The sequence below is a fragment of the Methylobacterium sp. Leaf94 genome, assembly GCF_001426045.1.
Classification (GTDB): Bacteria; Pseudomonadota; Alphaproteobacteria; order Rhizobiales; family Beijerinckiaceae; genus Methylobacterium.
This window is the reverse complement of the sequence record NZ_LMRM01000036.1, coordinates 1-16878: the sequence shown is the minus strand read 5'-3', so window position 1 is coordinate 16878 and position 16878 is coordinate 1. Positions and strand designations below refer to the sequence as shown.

Annotated in this window: 9 protein-coding genes and 4 pseudogenes; 6 read left to right on the top strand and 7 right to left on the bottom strand. The window is 65.0% G+C overall.

Annotated features, from left to right (window positions below):
• Positions 1-1734 precede the first annotated feature (1734 nt).
• Entirely contained in the window at positions 1735-1977 is a 243-nt protein-coding gene (locus tag ASG63_RS26590; protein ID WP_244479962.1) for a hypothetical protein, read from the top strand.
• Between the two features lie 17 nt (positions 1978-1994).
• On the opposite strand, the gene ASG63_RS17995 is transcribed toward ASG63_RS26590, so the two are convergent.
• From ASG63_RS17995 to katG, 6 genes are all read right to left on the bottom strand, one after another.
• Complete coding sequence (locus ASG63_RS17995) at positions 1995-3359, bottom strand: TAXI family TRAP transporter solute-binding subunit (RefSeq protein WP_056219620.1); 1365 nt, start codon at positions 3357-3359, stop codon at positions 1995-1997.
• The gene (locus ASG63_RS17990; RefSeq protein WP_056219618.1) at positions 3356-4420 is read right to left on the bottom strand and encodes a DUF2955 domain-containing protein; all 1065 of its coding nucleotides are present in this window, start codon (positions 4418-4420) and stop codon (positions 3356-3358) included. The genes ASG63_RS17995 and ASG63_RS17990 overlap by 4 nt, the downstream gene beginning before the upstream one ends.
• On the bottom strand, positions 4410-5453 hold the full coding sequence (locus tag ASG63_RS17985) for an HlyD family secretion protein (RefSeq protein ID WP_244479961.1): 1044 nt from the start codon (positions 5451-5453) through the stop codon (positions 4410-4412). Before ASG63_RS17985 ends, ASG63_RS17990 begins: the two co-directional genes overlap by 11 nt.
• Before the next feature lie 99 nt (positions 5454-5552).
• Complete coding sequence (locus tag ASG63_RS17980; protein ID WP_056219613.1) at positions 5553-6020, bottom strand: hypothetical protein; 468 nt, start codon at positions 6018-6020, stop codon at positions 5553-5555.
• Positions 6021-6624: 604 nt separating this feature from the next.
• Positions 6625-7617, bottom strand: coding sequence for an FAD-dependent oxidoreductase (locus tag ASG63_RS17975; protein WP_056219610.1), 993 nt, complete (start codon positions 7615-7617; stop codon positions 6625-6627).
• Between the two features lie 142 nt (positions 7618-7759).
• On the bottom strand, positions 7760-10081 hold the full coding sequence (gene katG, locus ASG63_RS17970; protein ID WP_056219606.1) for a catalase/peroxidase HPI: 2322 nt from the start codon (positions 10079-10081) through the stop codon (positions 7760-7762).
• Between the two features lie 886 nt (positions 10082-10967).
• Here katG and ASG63_RS24530 point away from each other — a divergent pair.
• Positions 10968-11510: a MucR family transcriptional regulator gene (locus ASG63_RS24530; RefSeq protein WP_082559375.1), complete on the top strand. Its 543-nt coding sequence runs from the start codon at positions 10968-10970 to the stop codon at positions 11508-11510.
• Between the two features lie 109 nt (positions 11511-11619).
• A pseudogene (locus ASG63_RS24525) lies at positions 11620-11877 on the top strand (integrase core domain-containing protein); the annotation flags it as partial.
• A gap of 9 nt (positions 11878-11886) precedes the next feature.
• Here the strand turns inward: ASG63_RS24525 and ASG63_RS25450 are convergent.
• Positions 11887-12499: pseudogene (locus tag ASG63_RS25450) on the bottom strand (transposase); the annotation flags it as partial.
• Between the two features lie 339 nt (positions 12500-12838).
• Between ASG63_RS25450 and ASG63_RS27095 the strand changes: the two are divergent.
• The 3 genes and pseudogenes from ASG63_RS27095 to ASG63_RS27085 all read left to right on the top strand — a co-directional run.
• Positions 12839-15004: pseudogene (locus tag ASG63_RS27095) on the top strand (beta strand repeat-containing protein); the annotation flags it as partial.
• A 339-nt stretch (positions 15005-15343) separates the two neighbouring features.
• Positions 15344-15595 (top strand): annotated as a pseudogene (locus ASG63_RS27090) (hypothetical protein); the annotation flags it as partial.
• 120 nt (positions 15596-15715) lie between these two features.
• A partial coding sequence (locus tag ASG63_RS27085; protein WP_443189811.1) for a beta strand repeat-containing protein occupies positions 15716-16878 on the top strand: 1163 nt, incomplete at its 3' end.

Sequence of the window (16878 nt, the reverse complement as noted above, 5' to 3'; positions counted from 1 at the left end):
TCGATCACTGCTGCGATGCCTGGAACAAAATCATCGCCCAACCCTGGCGCCTCATGTCCATCGGACTGCGCCGATGGGCCCATGCGTTCTGATCAGTGAGGATTGGTATTAGCTGCTCTCATCGGCAAGGTTGAAAATGCGATGAAGCAGCCAAGATCCGCGAGCCATACAGAGGCGCTCCAGCACCCTCTGTGAGCCCGGCTACCCAAGCAGGAAGATCGAGGGCAACCTGCTTCTCGCCGCATCGCACCAAGCGATGCGGCACTGCTCGTTCCGCATCTCGTCCGCCGCTTACATGTTAGAAACCGATAGCTTCTCGGGCTTGAGCCGTTCCCATCCGCCTCATACTCTGCTCTAATGCTGATTAAGCAGAACGGAGCCCGGCTATGGCAGTTCTACGCAATTTTCGCGTACAGGTAGACAGCGAGTCTACAGTGCTCGCTTTCGTATTCTCCGTCATTGCGGCTAGCTGCGCCGTAGTGGTGTACGGGGTGCTCTGGCAGTAGACAGGCAGAGACAGTCTCTGAGGGCGTCAGGCCGTTGCGTGATGCCGGCGTTGCTGTCGGCTGAACCTCCAACCCTCGGTCACTTCCTTGCGTCTTTGAGTAGGGGTTGATTGCTTGGCTGACATCCAGGCGAGAGCTTGAATATGTTTCGCTGGAAGCAGGCTTGCACCTCAGGTCCACCCGGACGCAAAGCTCCTGGCGTTGCCGCCGGCGGCAACGGGATGGGTACACAGAGTTGCCAGCGCAACATTTTTGCATGAGAGGGAATTGCAATTTATCCCAACACTCAAGTCGTCACAAATAATCAGGCATTTTTGTGGTAGGATGCTACAGTTCCGGCCGCTATGGATCGGCTTAATACTTTTGATGTGATCACCCGGCAATCGGCGGAGGGCTTATCATGAAGTACGTCCTGGTCGCTTTCGGTCTCTTCGTGGGCCTGCTTGCATACGTCCCCACGGAGGCGAATGCCGTCGTCTGCGCTCGTGGCGTCTATCGGGCCGGCTGCGTCGGCCCTCGTGGCTCGGTCGTCGTTCGGCGCGGATACTACGGGCCGCGGGCAGTGGGGGTTGTCCGGCATGGATATTATGGCCCGCGGGCGGTAGGGGTTGTCCGGCGCGGATACTACGGGCCGCGGGCAGTTGGTGTGCGGCGCTTCCGACGCTGGTGACACCCGTCACCGCTTCTCCACCCTCCGCGTGAGAGTAGGGCCGGCGGTAAGGGCAACATTCGTTGGTTTCGAGCCCGACGCTTCACACGTCAGGATCACGGTTGCTTGAAGCCTTTGGCTTTACCCGCCAGGAAGTCCTGTGCGGGAGGAACCGCCGGCGGTCTACCTGCTTTGGGCTTCCAGGTCTTGCTCAAGCGTGACAGGCGAGTACGGACGGCCGCCTTTAAGCACTCCGCGAGCGCTTGAGACAGATGCCATTCGGGAACCTTCATCGGCATCGAGCCGGGTCTTAGGTTGACGCAAGGAGCGATCCCGGTGCGTGCTGACCCAATTGGGGGAGGCTGCATGGGTCAACCGTCACGAAGTGCAGCCGCTTACGGTGCCCTTCTCATCCTTCAGACCACGGTGGCCTCTAGCCTGCTTTGGATGATCCTACCGGTCTTCCGGCGGATGGTCTCGCGCCTCGGAGAGCCGCAGGATCTTGAACCTTGGCGTCACGCGATCATCATCGGCGGCGTTGTCGTCCTACAATCCTGCTATTGAGTGAGGCTTCGTTACGTGCCGCTCTCCGTGCCGTTCCGGAACGTTTTGGTCGGACACCTGCTCCTGTTCTCCAGCCGTGCGAGCTTCTTCTTCGGCGGTGCCTTTTTCTCAGTGGTCTTCTTCAGGCACCTGCCTGAACTCGAGGTGCTCCCGCCGTTCGGTCAGGCTGTGACCAAGGGGATCACGATCATCGCGGTCCTTTTCGCGCTGTTCTGTTACTCGCTGGAACTTGAGCGGCTGGGCAAGGCCATTGAGTAGCCGTCGACTGAACGTCGCTAGGATGCGGGGTCGGGTTGGTCAGTCTGTGTGGACGACACGAGGCGTGGCTTGGAATTGGCCTTCAACTGCGCCTCGGTCACGGCCAGATCGCCGAGGCGCCGGGCGATGGTGGCACGCGCCTGCGCGATAATCCGCTCCAGGAACTGAAAGTGGTCGCGCTCGATCTCGCCCGTTACCAGCCTCTCGAACAGCCACTCCGTGATGTCTTCGAACTCCGCGTCAGCGGCGGAGAGTTGCATGGTGCTGCCGATCTTGGCCAGCCGAACCAGTTCGATCACCCGGCGCAGTTTGGCGCCTTCCTCGTGGCTGCGGCGCAGCCGGCGCCGTGACGCGATCCAGCCCACGAGGGGCGCGAGGATGGCAAAGACCATGACCGCGAGCCAGTAGACGTTGACCGTCTGGTCCAGGAGGCTTTCCTGCTCGCCGTTCAGGTAGGCCAGCGTTCCCGGATGCACGGGGAGCAGTGCGGACCGCTCGGTCTCGGGCGCCTCCATCTGTCCCGCCGCTGGCAGAACGGCGACGAGCTTCGCCTTCGTCGTCAGCATAAGCCGCGTGATCTCACCAGCCACGCGGTCCGGTAGCGAGGCCCGAGAAACGAGCAGGGTGCGGACTGCGAAGGTGTGGATCGCCTCATCCGGTTCGCTCGGCGTTCCCCCGTAGATCCCCTGCTTGATCTCGACTGACTTGTAGGCAGGCACCCGGGCGACGATGGCATCCGTTTCCGCGATGTCGAGGTAAGACGGCTTCGCTTTGAAGCTCTTCCGTATACCGGCGAAGGCGTCCGGGATCGGCCCCGGTCCGACCGGGCCAGAGGTGAGCGCGGCGACGACCCGCTTCGCCTTCAGCGCGGGCCCGAATTCCGCCGCCGGCATCTCGATGAGATCGGCCCCGCGCAGGCCGTAGAATTCACTGAAGGCTCTAAGCAGGCCGGCGTCGAACCCCTTCGCCACGGCGACCTGCTTGCCCGCAAACTCGCTCACGTTCTCAATCTTTGTTTCCGGTGGCAGAAGAACCGCAACCCCGTCCTGCCGAAGCACGAAGATCGTTCGTCCGTTCGCAGCCGCCTCGTCGTCGCTCCTCACGACAGCGAGATCGGCGCGGCCTTCCATGAGAGCCTTTCCGCTCTCGGACAAAGTGTCGGTCGGGATGGGGACCAAGCGGATGAGGGGATGCTCGGCGGATAGATCGCGGATGAAGGCGGCGAGCACCTTCTGCCCGTCGCTTCCGACTGGGCCGGTCGCCAAGGTCAACGTGTATCGGGCGGAGATCAGCACCGGGTAGCGCGTCAGGGTGTAGGCACCAACCGAGATCCCCGCAAAGAGAATGCCCACGACCGCTGCGATCTTGAGGGAGGGCTTCATCGCGCGCGGGTCTGGATGGGTGCGTTGTGGATTGGTCGTATGCGCCAGAATTCTAGGACCGAGACTGCCCCGACCGCATAGGCGGAGGCCCATAGAACGTTGGCAAGCCGCGTGATGAAGGCTTCGCTGCTCCCGCCCGGCAACGGTGTCATCCCGAGGCCCAGCAGCAGGATGAAGGTTGTGAGAGCGATGACGTAAACCGGCGCACGCTGGCCGGCGGTCGCGATGCGGCCTGCGAAGGCGAGGGTTGCCGCAAAGCACACCACCACGAAGAACGGGTAGGTCTCGTTCAGCAGGATCAAGTTGTAGACGACAGCCGCCGCCAAACCGCCGATGAAGTTGCCGAGGATTAGCCCCAACGCCGCGCGCTGCCCCTGTTGGGGATCATGCTGACGGAGCAGGTTCACGATCACGATCAGCACGACGACAGCGAGTTCCGACGCCACGAGAACGAACCCTGTCAGGACCGGCAGCAGGACGAGCGTGTTCAGAAGCGCGTCCCGTGCCGCCTCAGGCGGGCCGGGAGCATTCGCGGCGCCGGCTGGCACCTGAGGTGCGGTATCGGTCGCGTCTCCGGGGAATGCCGCGAACGCGACCCAGGCCGCCATCACCGCCACGAAGCCTGCAGAGGCGAGCGCACCAGCAAATCCCACGGCAGCGTCGGGCGAGGCGACGGCAAGGACGGGCAGGGAGACCACCGAGGTCTGGACGAGGAGCGTCACGAGGTTCGGTGCGCCCCTCAGGTGAGCGTAGAATGACAGGTAGAGTAGCAGCGCGAAGGTAAGGAGCAGGGCGGCTGGGTGGCTGAGGAGTGACGTCGTGATCGCGAGGACCGCTCCCATCGATAGTCCGATCAGAACGACGAGGAAGAGGCCCTGGGTCAGGCCTGGGGGCTGCCGCAGCTTCGTGAGCATCTGCGCCGTCAGCAGAGGTGCTAGGAACGTGGCGTCCCACCCGAGCGCCTCGACGAGCGCGAAGCACGCGGTCACACCGAAGGCGAGACGGAGCGCGGTGCGGCGTACTCCTACAGGCTCTGGGTCGCTCGTCAGGTCAGTGGACATAGGTCAGGAGCGCAACGAGCCGCATCCGAAAGCGGCCGATGGCATTCATGATGGCATTGTCGCTGGGATAGACCATGACGCTCGCCTGCGAGCCGACCCGCAGGGGACGGGTTTCCCGGTCGAACTCGATGCGCACTGGCATGGGCTGGGGCGTTCTGATCCAGCCGCTCTGGCTGCGCGGGCTTGGCAAGCCGGTGCGCACATCGACGCTGCGGTTTCCGACGCCGTAGCCGAGGGCCCCGACCTTTCCCGCCAGTACCCGCCCTGGGAGGATGTCGAGCACAATCTCGACGGGATCGCCGACCTTGATGCTCTCAAGACTGTTCTCCCGGAACGCAGCCTCGATCCAGACCTCGCGCAAGTCGATGTAGGTCATGGCGGCCTCGCCCTTGCCGAGCACCTGACCGACCGCAAGCGAGAGATTGGTGACGCCGCCGTCGGAGGGAGCAACGATCGTAGTGCGTGTCAGGTCGAAGTTCGCTTGCTCCAGCGCGCCCATGGCCTCTCTGATCTGGGGATTGTCCTTGCCCTGAGGCCCAAGGGTCTGCTGGGCCTTCTCGACCTCGGCTTGCGCCTGAGACACGACTGCCTCGGCGGATTCGAGAGTCGTCTGCGCCTGCTGCTGGCGGGCTTGGGCGTAGACGCCCTTCCTGACCAACTCGAAGATGCGCGCCGTCTGCTCGCGCGCATTCTCCCGCTTGGAAACCGCGTCGGCGAGCTTGGCCTGGGCAGAGGCCACGGCCGCCGTCGAAGCACCGATGGACTGCCCAGCCGCTTCGAGCTTCGCTTCGGCGCGGCGGACGGCAAGTGCGTAGGCGTCTGGATCAATGCGGAACAGAACGGTGCCGGCATTCACGCGCTGGTCGGTCCGGACGCCGACCTCGGTGACCTTGCCGGCGACTTCCGGGGCGATCCGCACGAGGTAGGCCTGGACCAGACCCTGTGCGGTGTAGGGCGTCTCGCGGTCACCAGCGATGCCGTAGGCGAAGAGGATCGCGCCCAGCGCTACGACCACAAGGGTGATGCGGCGCACCGGGTTCTTCCTGGGGCTTTGGCGATGTGCGGGAGGGTCCCGCACAGAGCTGTCGCCCTCGTGATCCTCTGAAATCTGAGCCATGGCTGGAGCGATCTTTTAGTTGAGCTTTCGATAAAGCCGCACGATCGCCTCCTCGGCGACAAGCATCGTCACCACGACCGCGATCAGCGTCACCATCCCGTGGAAGGCGCCCTCGAAACGGACGCTTGTGCCGAACACGACCGTCAGAGCCTCCAGGATCACGAACTTGGAGCCGAACAGGACAAGCCAGGCAAAGAAGAAGCGCGAAAATTTCATGAGAGCGCCGGATCTTGCATTGAAAAAATCGGCAACCCAATGCTCGACGACGATCGTCAGCTTCAGCAAGACCTGCAACAGGATGGCGGCCAGCAGGGAAATCGTGAACGACTCGATGAACACTTTCCCAGAATATTCGACGAACAAATTCAGCACGACGAGGTCGATCAGGATCGCCGTGAAATAACGCAGGAACAATCGCTGATTGTTCGACGGCGCGACGGCCGACACTGGTAGGAGCGTGTCAATTTGCGCTGCCGTGGCCATGCGCGGCTCCCGGATGTTATTCGATATCTTGATATCTGAACATACACGAATACTCGAGGCAAGTGGAAACCGACGTCGCGAATTTTGGCTACGATCTAGATTGGATTGCAAGACCGCAGGCTGGAGACGATCCCTTCCAGACCTGCCCAGCGCCGTAGCGCGATGCCAAAATACGCGATCAAAGACATCCTACTTTGTAGGAAAGTCGCGGCTGCGGTGACGACGTGGGTAAGTTGGCGCCGGAAGGTCTGCTTCAGGGCGAAGGGTCAGGGTCCGCTCCCCACCCGATCCAGCCGTAGAGTGGACGGACCGGGTCCCGACCCTCTAGCGACCTTCGGAACGTCCGCTTCGAGGCTGATGAGGCAGCGACCCGCGACCGAGATGGGTGGTTCGCAGCCGGTCCGCTTTCGGGAAGCAAACCCAGGCGACAGGAAGTTCGGTCGGACCGCGACGCCTGCCGACGTTCCACCGCTAACGCAACAGGAGGCCACGACCCGTCTACGTGGCGCAAAGGCGTGGTGCGCCAACGCGCCGTGACGGGCAAGCCATGTCGCCCGCGGCGGCCTCTCTTTACCGGGAGCCCTGACCGGTCGCCGGACGAACCCTAGGCGGCCTCGCATGCGAGGGCAGGCAGGTCCGCCCCGGCCTCGATCTCGGCCGCCGCGGGCAGGCGCCCGAGTCCGAGCAGGTGCAGGAAGGCGGTGAAGGCCTTTTTGCGGCCGTTGCTGCAGGCGGCGGTCACCCAGTTGCCCGTCGCGTAGTAGGCGATGAAATCGAGGGCGGCGGGGTCGCTCTGCAGGACGACCCGGTCGAAACCCTTGGTGTGGCCGCCGTAATCGAGCCGCTTGTCACCCTGGTTGCGCAGGGTGAAGACCCCGCCCAGCTCCGTGACGGGGACATCATGTCCCGGCAACTCCGGCACCACCGCCCGGCTTCCGGTCGCGACGAGGATCGCGTCGGCCGTCATGGTCCGGCCGTCAGCCAGGGTGATGTCGCGCCGGACGGGATCGACCCGGACGACCTCCCCGGTTATCCGCTCGACCGCGTTGACCTGCGCAAAGTCGGGCTCGATCAGCACCCTCTCCGGCGGGGTCGGCTTGGCCAGGAACTGCTTGGACAGCTTGGTCCGATCGTAGGGCGGGTGCGCCTCGCGGCCGACCATGGTGATGCGGCCGCGATAGCCTTCGCGGCGCAGGGTCTTAATGCGGGCGACGGCTGCGGCACCCGAGCCGACGACGAGCACGCTCGCCACGGTCGCGCCCGCCGACCTCGTCGGCGCCGGCTCCGGCGTGAGGATCGCGACGGCGTCCGCCCCCTCGATGCGGACGGGGTAGCGCGTCAGGGCGTCGAGGGCCGGTGGCTCCTCCAGGCTTCCGTCGGTCAGTGCGAAGGCGGCCTTGTGCCAGTGGCAGTAGAGGCGTCCGCCGCAGATCTCGCCCTTGGCTAGCGGCGCCCCGAGATGCGGGCACTTGGCCTGGAACGCCCGAACGCCGGAGGCGTCGCGCACGAACAGCACCGTCTCGTCCCCGGCCGCCCCCTCCTTCATGCCCTCCATCGGGATCGCGTCGAGGGCGAGGCGGATCTCGGTTCCGGGCATGGCTGGCGTCGCTCCTGGTGAGCGTCAGCGCGCCCGGGCTATCAAATCGCCGAACCCGTTCCAGTCGCGGCGGCGTCGGGCCGTCGACGCCCCCGTCTCACCGGGTGGTGAGACGGGGGCGCGCTGCCGCGTCCGTCGTCAATCAGGCCGCCATCGGCCCCTGACGCCGGTGGCCCTTCACGTCGTACCGGTCGAGCATCATCACCTTGTTCCAGACCCGGACGAAGTCCGCGACGAACCGCTGCTGGCCGTCGCTGCCGGCATAGGCATCGGCGATGTTACGCAGCTGCGCGTTCGACCCGAAGACGAGGTCGTTGCGCGTCGCCTCGAACCTCGCCTGCCCGCTTGCGCGGTCCTTCAGGGCGAAGGTGGTGCCGGCGGCGTCGGCCTTCTCCCAGACCAGGTTCGTGTCGGTTAGGGTCCGGAAGAAGTCCGTCGTCAGCACGCCGACCCGGTCGGTGAAGACGCCCCGGTTCGAGCCGTCGTGGTTGGCGTTCAGAGCCCGCAGGCCGCCGGTCAGCACCACCCATTCCGGCGCGGTCAGCGTCAGCAGGTTGGCCTTGTCGAGGAACATCTCCTCCGGCGACAGGCGCGGCGCCATCGCCCCGAACCCGTCGTCGACGTAGTTGCGGAAGCCGTCCACGACCGGCTTCAGCCACGTGAACATCTCGATGTCGGTGAGCGCCTGAGTGGTGTCGACGCGCCCAGGCGTGAACGGCACGCGCGTCTTGATGCCCGCATCCGAGGCGGCCTTCTCCACAGCAACGCAGCCGGCGAGCACGATGAGGTCGGCGAGCGAGACCTGCTTGCCGTCGTCACGCCCGCCGTTGAACGTGGCCATGACGCTGCGGAGCGCCTCGACCACGGGCGTGGCCCGGCGGTTGACGGCCCAGTCCTTCTGCGGGCTCAGCGCGAGGCGGCCGCCGTTGGCGCCGCCGCGCTTGTCGCTGTCGCGGTATGTCGAGGCTGCCGAGAAGGCGGTGAACGCGAGGTCCGAGACCGACAGACCTTTGGCCAGGATCGCCTGCTTGAGCGTGGCGACCTCGGCCTCGCCCACCGGGGCGTAGGTCGCGTCGGGGATCGGATCCTGCCACAGCAGGCCGTCCTCGATCGTCACCTCCGGGCCGAGGTAGCGGTGCTTGGGACCCATATCGCGGTGGGTGAGCTTGTACCACGCCTTGGAGAAGGCCTGCGTGAAGGCGTCGAAGTCGGCGAGGAACTTCTCGCAGACCTTGCGGTACTCCGGATCGACCTTCAGGGCGATGTCGGAGGTCATCATCATCAGGGGGTGCGACTGCCCCGCGACGTGGGCGTCCGGCGTCCTCGGCGCATTTGGGTCCTTGGGCGTCCATTGCAGGGCGCCGGCCGGGCTCTTGGTCTGCTCCCAGTCGAACTTGAAAAGGTTCTCCAGGTAGGCGTTGTCCCACTGCGTCGGGTCGGGGGTCCAGCTCCCCTCAATGCCGTTGGTCATCGTGTCCTTGCCGGCGCCGGTGCCGTTCGGGTTGTGCCAGCCGAGCCCCATCGCCTCCATCGGCGCCATCTCCGGCGGCGGCCCGATCTCCTTGGCCGGCGTCATGCCGTGGCTCTTGCCGAAGGCGTGGCCGCCGGCGATCAGCGCCACCGTCTCCTCGTCGTTCATGGCCATGCGGGTGAAGGTCACCCGGATGTCGTTGGCCGAGCCCTGCGGATCGCCGTTCGCGTAGGGCCCCTCGGGGTTCACGTAGATCAGCGCCTGGTGGGAGGCGGCGAGCGGGTTCTCCAGGTCGTAGTCGGGGTCGCCGTTCTTTCCGCGCCAGCGCTCGTCGCGGTTGACCATCTCGTCGAAGCTCGCGACGGAGCCCATCTCGACGACCTCAGGCCCCCAATAGGTGGCGTCGTCCGCCTCCCAGGCGTCAAGGCGCCCACCGGCGAAGCCGTAGGTCGGTAGGCCCATGATCTCCAGGGCGCAATTGCCGGTGAGCACCATCAGGTCAGCCCAGGACAGGCCGTTGCCGTACTTGTGCTTGATCGGCTGAAGCAGGCGGCGCGACTTGTCGGTGTTGCCGTTGTCCCACCAGCTCGAGATCGGTGCGAAGCGCTGCATCCCGGTGCCGGCACCGCCGCGCCCGTCGGCGATGCGGTAGGTGCCGGCCGAATGCCAGGCCATGCGGATCATCTGCGGGCCGTAATTGCCGTAATCGGACGGCCACCAGGCCACCGACGAGGTCAGGAACTGCTTGATGTCGCCCTTGAGCGCGTCGAGGTCGATCGCCTGGAAGGCGGCAGCGTAGTCGAAATCCGGCCCGAGCGGATCGGCGGCCAGCCCGTTCTGGTGCAGGAGCTCGACCCTGAGCCGGTGGGGGTACCAGTTCTCCAAAGCCGGACGGCTGCCGAGGGCTCCGCCGATGCGGTCGCCTCCGAACGGGCACTGGCCCGCCATCGGGTAGGAGGCGGTGTCGGTCTTGTCGGTCGTCATCGTGTTCATCAAAATCCTCTCGGCGCAGGACCGGCGTCGGCGGCCCGTCGTGGACGGCGGCGCCAGGCGCGGCGCCCCGCGCGGGACGGACGCGCTTCTACGATCCTGCATCGCGAGCGACATCAGCTGCGGGCCTCGAAAATCAAGGTGCCGCGCCGCCCAAGCGGGCTCGAAGGGCTCCGCCGCGCCTGGGGAGACGCCATCTCACATTTGCGCGAGCCGATCGCGTGCAATTCAAGTTTTCGCCGACGATCGACCGGTCACCGCCCGCAACGGGCCACCGCGACCGCCGTCCCGTCGCGCGTCCTGCGCAGCCGTGATTGGGAGACCGCGCGGGCGCGCGATGGAACGCGGTCTCCGCCGCGGTCGGCACGACACGCAGACGCAGATCGGCCGACACCGGTGAAGGCCTCGCCGGGTGCCTCGCGCGCGAAAACCACAGGGGCTGCCCCGTCGCGACGCGAGCGGGCCTGGCTCAGATGTCCGCCCGCGGACGTCGCCTCCGGAACCCGCACCGGTGGGGCCGGGACGCGTCCGCCCGCTTCACGGCCGGATTAGGCGGAAAAGCCGGCGGTCCGCTACAGGGTGCGAATGGGTGAGAGCGGACGTTGCGACAGCGCCCGCTCCCAACCCTTTGCTGAAGTTGGAAACGTCCGCCTCTAGGCACTTGATGAGGCACACCCGACGATCCTAGCTTCATCATATCGTAGGAGATCCATGCCGGATGAATGCATAACTCATCCGGTCCTTGCCGCAGCAGCCATTCAGGGTTGCCGATGCATACCTGCTGATAGGGATAATCTTCAAATCTTCTTATTTTTTGAAAAGTTCGATTGATTTTTTTTGTCCTATTGCGTCTTACAGCTAAATCTTCCTTCGATATGAGAACGATATAATGACCGAAGTCGAATTGACCCAAGAGGCGGACTACCTTGAGCTAAGTGCCGACATCGTGGCAGCCTACGTTTCCAACAATTCCCTGCCTGTTGGCGAGCTTGGCAAGCTGTTGGTCAGTGTGCACGTGGCCATTCAGGGCCTCGCAGTAGTTAGCTCTATCACTTCGTTGAAAAACAACGTTACGAAGGCTACTTCGGCCCAAATTAAGAAATCCATCAAGCCAGATGGCCTCATCAGCTTCGAGGACGGCAAATCCTACAAAACCTTGCGTCGGCATCTCACTCTGCACGGCCTAACGCCTGAGAGTTACCGCGTGAAACATGGTCTTCCGGCCGACTACCCCATGGTCGCCGCAAGCTACTCGGCGGCGCGTTCCGCACTTGCTCGTTCTTTTGGGCTTGGACAGGCCCAGAAAGGTCCAGGCAAGGATACTCAGGCCAAGGCTGCTGGAGCTAAGGAGACAGTTGCCGAGGCACCAGCCGTCGCAAAGCCGAAGCGTCCAGGACGTCCCCGCAAGGCGATCGCCGCTGGAGGACGCTGAGGGCGGTAGTACGTAGGCTACCGCCCTCCAGGCAGAATTTGCCCCATTAGTGATACCGGGTGCTATGCCTGCTCCGTGCTATGTTTTGCCAAGGCGCGATCGGCAACGCAGCCCGTGGGAGAACGGCTAGTGCGAGAGCTTCAAGGCGAAGCTCCGGGACGAACTTCTCAACGGCGAGGTGTTCTACATCCTCAAGGAAGCCAGCGTCGTGATCGAGCAATGGCGAAGGCACTATAACAACATCCGGCCGCATTCGTCGCTCGGATACCAGCCACCTGCGCCGGAGGTCGTCATCTGGCCCACGAAACCGAGCGGATCAGTGCCGTCCGCTCGCCCTGCCATCGCCACCCGACCGACGATGCACTAACTTCGAACCTGGGCCACCGAATGGGGGCAGGCCACTTGGCGATATCGCTGGGCCCGCTTGCGCTTGGGCAGCTTGGACTTGATCGACAACCCCTCGTTGCGGTAGATCCGGTAGGTGTGCTTAAGGTTCAACTTTCAGCCCTCCCGTCGCAACAGGATGTGCAGCCGTTGGTAGCCGTAGCGGACCCGTGCGGCAGCCAACTCATTCAATTGCATCCGCAGCGCGACCTGCGGATCAGAGCGCTTGGTATATCGCTGGGATGAACGGCCGAAGCTGGTGGCCAGACAGGCCCGGCGCTCGCTGATCCCATAGGCCGCCTGCAGGTGACCGGCGACCTCACGGCGAACGGCAGGCCTTACCACTTTCGCTTGAGCACGTCCTGCAGCATCGAGCGGTCCAGCGTCAGGTCTGCGACCAACCGCTTGAGCTTGCCGTTTTTATCCTCCGGCTGCTTCAACCGCCGGACCTTAGGCACGCCCATGCCGACGAACAGCTTCTTCCAGTGGTAAAACGTCGGCTCGGATACACCCATCCTCCGGCAGACTTCGTCCACCGTCACGCCGTTCTCCGCCTGCCGCAGGGCAAAGGCGATCTGTTTGTTCGCGAAGCGTTTGCGAGGCATGGCATCCTCCCTCCTTCAGGGTTCAGGATGCCCGAAAAACTCGCGCTCAGCGCGGACCAGTTTGCTGGGTCTGTGTCGATCGCCCTGAGCGAACTCGGAAGAGCCTACAGATTTCTTCAGCTTTACTATAGTTTTCAGGTGGCTCACTGCGTTTCCCGTGACAAGCCAGTTCACGTTTTTGCGATTAGAATTTTGCATTCTTTATAAGAATACAACTCTATTAATGCGAGGAGTTCGCGCAACACTCGCGCGAAAGAAGAAAATTCTAGGTTGTGGGTTGCGTTGTTTGGCTGTACGCAATGATTGCCGTTGACGGCTTTGTTTCTTGTGTGAATTGTCATGATCTTGAGGCATTGTCTTATGACCAGAAGAACTCATTCCGGGTATGCCGCTAATAATTGCCTTTCTGGAAGCAATTATGCATTGCGACTCACTGATTCTGCAAAAAGAAGACTGATAAATTCAATGCGTATGGCGCATCGGTGCCTTGGCATGAATCGCAAGGCACTTGGGCTCGGGTTGCCTAGCACTAATAGCAGCGTATCAGCGCGCGTGATGTCTGTTGCTGGCGTTACGGTCGCCGCTGGGGCACTCGCCATGGGGTTCCTGCTGCCCTCGACAGCATCCGCGAACGTCTACACACCCGGGAACGGCGGTGGCTGTGGAGCTGTCGGGATTGGACCTGACGGCATCGTTCGTACAACCTCGAACCCTCCCGTCGATGGCAACGGTTCATATTCGAATGTTCTGGGCTGCGGTGCGAGCGGGGGCAATGTGCTGGGAGCCACCGCCCTTGGCAGCTATTCTTCGGTCACCGGCGATGGTGGTCTAGCCGTCGGTTTCGGTTCGACCGCAGCGTTGCGTGCTGCCGCTTTCGGTCTTAACGCCACCGCCACCGGTACAAACTCTCTCGCGCTCGGTAATCGCGACACGGCAGCTCAGGGCGGCGCTACCACGCCGGCCGCGGCAGCTCCGGCGTCCGCCAGTGGCATCCGCGCGATCGCGATCGGCACGGGTTCGGCCGCAGCCGGCGTCTCGTCGGTCGCGCTGGGCGATTTAGCGACGGCCTCCGGCACGAACAATCTCGCGATCGGTACGGGCGCTAGCGCTGCCGCAGGCGGCCAACCCGGATCTACGGCAACGGCGATCGGCTTCAATGCGAGGTCGACAGGGGGCACTGCGTTGGGCTTCGGCGCCGTTGCATTTGACGCTTCGACGGCGCTCGGCTCCGGCGCGCAGGCTACCGGCCTCAATGCACTTGCCATCGGTATTCGAGCCGACTTTCCGACAGTTGCCTCGGGCGACGGGTCCATCGCCGTGGGCAATGCGACCAATGCCACTGGCCAGACCTCGATCGCGATCGGTCGCCAGTCGCAATCGACGGCCAACGGAGCGATCGCCCTTGGCCAAAGCGCGAACGCGAGCGGGATCGGTGCGCTGGCACTGGGCGGCGCCACAGGCGGCTTCGGCTCGACGGGCGCTACGCAAGCGACGGGGGCCGCATCCATCGCGTTGGGCGCCGGCGACACGACAGCGGAAGGCGGTGCGACGACGCCGATAGCGACCGTTGGTGCTGCCGCATCCGGCATCCGTGCGATCGCCATTGGCACCGGCTCCTCCGCCACCGGCGCGTCCTCAATCGCCATCGGCGACGGGGCTCAGACTGGTACTTTTACTAACGCTCTGGCGATAGGCACCTTGGCCCGGACGGGCTCGTTGAACTCTGTCGCGCTTGGCTTCAATGCGACGACCGGCGCAACGGGTCAGAACGTGGCGATCGGCTCCGGCTCGACCGCCAATGCCGGCACGGCGGCGGGCGGCGCGGTCGCGATCGGTCGCGGCAACACTGCGACGGGCGACGGGGCCGTTGCGCTGGGAGATCCCTCGGTCGCCAACGGACAGGGCGCCATCGCACAGGGCTTCAATTCGATCGCCACCTCCACGGGCACGGCGGCCGGCGTCGCCGCGAACGGCGCGGTCGCGCTCGGTAATACGGCGGTCGCGGCCGGTCAGGGCTCAGTCTCGATAGGTAATACGACGACCGCCGGAAATGCGGGTTCGGTCGCTGTTGGAGACACTGCAACGGTTGCGGCCGCAGCCACCCGCAGCCTGGCGCTGGGCTCAGGCGCCAACGCCAGCGTAGCGAACAGCGTGGCGCTCGGCTCCAATTCGACCACTGCAGCAGGTGTCGGCGTCGCCGGGGCCACCATCGGGGGCACCGCCTACACCTTTGCTGGGGGCACCCCGGCGGGCGTGGTCTCCGTTGGCGGCGTCGGTACGGAGCGCCAGATCCAGAACGTCGCCGCCGGTCGTCTTACCACGACCTCGACCGACGCGGTGAACGGCAGCCAGCTCGCCGCCACCAACACTCAGGTCACCGCCAACACCACCGCCATCACGACCGTTGGTGGGCGGACCGACGCGCTGGGCACATCGGTCGCTACCAACCTTGGTGGCAGTTCGACCTACGATCCGGGCACGGGAGCTGTCTCGGCCCCGAGCTACNGCATGTTGACTGTCAGGGTTCGCTTGCGCAGTTCCGCACCGTACGTGTCTGGTCCGCCTCGGTACGGACCGTTGGTGGGCGGACCGACGCGCTGGGCACATCGGTCGCTACCAACCTTGGTGGCAGTTCGACCTACGATCCGGGCACGGGAGCTGTCTCGGCCCCGAGCTACAACGTCTACGGATCCCCGCAGACCAACGTCGGCAGCGCCATCGCCGCTCTGCAAACCGGCGCGCCGGTGCAGTACTCCACAGCCGCCGGCGTCCCGACCCCGCAGACGCCCAGTAACAACGTCACCCTTGTCGGCGCCGCCNGCCGCTCTGCAAACCGGCGCGCCGGTGCAGTACTCCACAGCCGCCGGCGTCCCGACCCCGCAGACGCCCAGTAACAACGTCACCCTTGTCGGCGCCGCCGCCGGCCCGGTCACCCTGCACAACGTCGCTGCCGGCACTGCCGCCACCGACGCGGTCAACGTCAGCCAGCTGGCCGGCGCCATCGCCGCAAACGACTTCCCCGTCCGCAGCGGCGATGCAGGCCCCTTCACCACCACCGCTACAGGCGTCGGCTCTCTCGCCGTCGGCTCCAACGCCNCCATCGCCGCAAACGACTTCCCCGTCCGCAGCGGCGATGCAGGCCCCTTCACCACCACCGCTACAGGCGTCGGCTCTCTCGCCGTCGGCTCCAACGCCGCCGCCGCCGCCGGTTCGACGGTGGTCGGCAACGGCGCCACCGACAACGGTGCCATCAACGCCACGGTGCTTGGGAACGGTGCTTCGGTGGCGGCGGGCCTCGCTGGCTCCAACGTCGCCATCGGTCAGGGTTCGACCGTTAGCGCCGCAGCGGTTCCGGTCGCCGGGGCCACCATCGGCGGTACCGCCTACACCTTCGCCGGAGCGACCCCGGCAGGCGCGGTCTCGTTCGGCGCTGTCGGTACCGAGCGGCAACTTCAGAACGTCGCGGCTGGCCGTCTTACGGCGACCTCCACCGATGCCGTGAACGGCTCCCAGCTCTTCGCCACCAACCAGGCGGTGACGGCAGTAGGCGCCCAGAGTTCTGCGCTTGGAACCTCGGTCGCCAACAACCTCGGTGGCGGTTCGACCTACGATCCGGCTGCGGGCACGGTCTCCGCACCGACCTATAACGTCTACGGATCACCGCAGACCAACGTCGGCAGCGCCATCACCGCTCTGCAAACCGGCGCGCCGGTGCAGTACTCCACAGCCGCCGGCGTCCCGACCCCGCAGACGCCCAGTAACAACGTCACCCTTGTCGGCGCCGCCGCCGGCCCGGTCACCCTACACAATGTCGCTGCCGGCACAGCCGCCACCGACGCGGTCAACGTCAGCCAGCTGGCCGGCGCCATCGCCGCAAACGACTTCCCCGTCCGCAGCGGCGATGCAGGCCCCTTCACCACCACCGCTACAGGCGTCGGCTCTCTCGCCGTCGGCTCCAACGCCATCGCCTCCGCTGGTTCGACGGTGGTCGGCAACGGCGCCACTGACAACGGTGCCGCCAACGCCACGGTGCTCGGCAACGGTGCCTCGGTGGCAGCCGGTCTCGCCGGCTCCAGCGTCGCCATCGGTCAGGGTTCGACCGTTAGCGCCGCAGCGGTTCCGGTCGCCGGGGCCACCATCGGGGGCACCGCTTACACCTTTGCTGGGGGTACCCCGGCGGGCGTGGTCTCCGTTGGCGGCGTCGGTACGGAGCGCCAGATCCAGAACGTCGCCGCCGGTCGTCTCACCACGACCTCGACCGACGCGGTGAACGGCAGCCAGCTCGCCGCCACCAACACTCAGGTCACCGCCAACACCACCGCCATCACGACCGTTGGTGGGCGGACCGACGCGCTGGGCACATCGGTCGCTACCAACCT